Here is a 977-nt window from a genome sequence, read left to right as displayed (position 1 = left end):
TCCTTGAGCACCGTGAGAATCGCCGCGCCCAGCACCGCGCCCCACACGTGCGAGACGCCACCGACGACCGCCATGAACAGGTATTCGATGCCGTGGTTCAGGTTGAACGGCGTGGGGTTCACCGCGCGCTGCAAGTGCGCGTACAACCAGCCCGAGATCGCCGCGAGCACTGCGGCATAGACGAACACGACCACCTTCATCCACGCCGTGTTCACGCCCATGGCTTCCGCCATCACGCCACCGCCCTTGAGCGCGCGAATGGCACGGCCCGGACGCGAATCCAGCAGGTTCTTGATCGACACCACCGCCAGCACCACCACGATCCAGATCAGGTAGTACATCTGACGCCCGCTCGCCAGCTCCAGGCCGAACAGGTTGATGGTCGGGATGTCGTTCAGGCCGTCGTACTTACCCAGGAACTCAAGGTTGCCGAACAGGTAGTACAGCGCCAGCCCCCACGCGATGGTGCCCAGCGGCAGGAAGTGGCCCGACAGACGCATCGTGATCGCGCCGATGATGAGCGCAGCACCCGCGGTGATCGCCACGCCCACGATCAGACCGAGCCACGGCGACGCGCCGTAAGCCGTCGTCAGGTAGGCCGTCGCGTAAGCGCCCAGCCCCACGAACGCCGCCTGTCCGAACGACGTCATGCCGGCCACGCCGGTGAGCAGCACCAGGCCGATGGCCACGATGCTGTACAGGCCGATGTAGTTGAGCAGCGTCACCCAGTATTCGGGCAAACGCACCGGTGCGGGCAAGACCGGCAAAACGGCCAGCAGCACCAGGAAAATCAGGAAGTATTTGTTTTTCATTCTGTGGTCCGCCCCGGCTTATTCCTCGTCTTCTTCCACGTGCTTGCTTGTGAGCGAGAGCCACAGCAGCACCGGAAGGATCAGCGTGAAGACGATGACCTCCTTGTACGCACTCGCCCAGAACGACGAGTACGACTCCAGCAGGCCCACGAGAATGGCGCCGAG

At 63.6% G+C, this 977-nt stretch carries 1 protein-coding gene and 1 pseudogene; both read right to left on the bottom strand.

Annotated features, from left to right (window positions below):
- The coding region (locus PCA31118_RS26890) for a branched-chain amino acid ABC transporter permease (RefSeq protein ID WP_150627971.1) at window positions 1–812 on the bottom strand (812 nt) is incomplete at its 3' end.
- Window positions 813–830: 18 nt separating this feature from the next.
- A pseudogene (locus PCA31118_RS26885) lies at window positions 831–977 on the bottom strand (branched-chain amino acid ABC transporter permease); the annotation flags it as partial.

The sequence above is a fragment of the Pandoraea captiosa genome (genome assembly GCF_902459775.1).
GTDB lineage: Bacteria > Pseudomonadota > Gammaproteobacteria > Burkholderiales > Burkholderiaceae > Pandoraea > Pandoraea captiosa.
Note: the sequence above shows the minus strand (reverse complement) of the source record. Positions and strands in the feature narration are given on the sequence as shown.